The sequence below is a fragment of the Oleiphilus sp. HI0066 genome (assembly GCF_001635725.1).
This window is the reverse complement of the sequence record NZ_LWFH01001226.1, coordinates 1-953: the sequence shown is the minus strand read 5'-3', so window position 1 is coordinate 953 and position 953 is coordinate 1. Positions and strand designations below refer to the sequence as shown.

At 43.9% G+C, this 953-nt stretch carries 2 protein-coding genes; one reads left to right on the top strand and one right to left on the bottom strand.

The window, feature by feature from the left end; genetic code table 11:
- Window positions 1-682: Sir2 family NAD+-dependent deacetylase (gene cobB, locus A3738_RS17680; protein ID WP_068763743.1), on the top strand; the 682-nt coding region annotated here is incomplete at its 5' end.
- 23 nt (window positions 683-705) lie between these two features.
- Here cobB and A3738_RS31225 read toward each other — a convergent pair.
- Window positions 706-953, bottom strand: a 248-nt coding sequence (locus tag A3738_RS31225) for a DUF6868 family protein (RefSeq protein WP_068476155.1), incomplete at its 5' end; no start/stop codon positions are given.

Genomic DNA, 953 nt, shown 5'->3' with positions numbered 1-953 from the left:
AGCTGGTATCTCAGCAGAATCTGGTATCCAAACTTTTAGAGCGAGTGACGGTTTGTGGGAGGAACACCGTATTGAAGACGTTGCCTCTCCAGAGGGTTTTGCACGCAATCCTGAACTTGTTCAATCGTTCTACAATCAGCGTCGTCAGTTTTTACTTTCGCCAAATATTCAGCCCAATCTAGCCCACAGGGCATTAGTAGATCTTGAACGTGCGATGCAGTTAGCAGGCCATTCATTTATACTCGTGACGCAGAATATTGATGATCTGCATGAACGTGCAGGCTCTCAAAATGTATTACATATGCACGGAGAGTTGCTTAAGGAGCGTTGTCAGTCTTGTGAATTTGTACAGGAGTCACGCGTCGATACGACACCAAATTCAGTATGTGAAAACTGTGGTGCAATGGTTCAAATGCGTCCGCATGTCGTTTGGTTTGGTGAAATGCCTTTATATATGGATGAGATTTATCAAGCGATTGAACAATGCGATGCCTTTATATCGATCGGTACCTCAGGTCATGTATATCCTGCGGCGGGATTTGTTGAAGTCGCTAATCATGCAGGTGCAGATAGTATTGAGATCAACCTAAAGCCCTCTGCCGTGCACTCGAGTTTCTCTCGCTCCATTCAAGGCAAGGCTGGTGAAGTGTTACCGAGCTTCGTTAAAGATCTGTTGGCGTAGCGTGCTTTTAGCTATTTATGAATTTAACTATTCATAAATCTAAGTGCTAAGTATGGAGCGACACAGAAGATTAAGGTCATGATTTTGTAATTCGCAAGGAACTTAAAATAACTGGTGCTCAATGCCGTTGCATTTAGTCCAAACAAGCGATTGTGTATCGCAAGCATTTGCGCTTTGAATACGACAACGGCGAAAGTCGCTAAACCTAGGTAAGCGAGGTTGATCGTACTAACCCAGCCAAAAAATGTCACCGCATCATCTAAGTTCATCG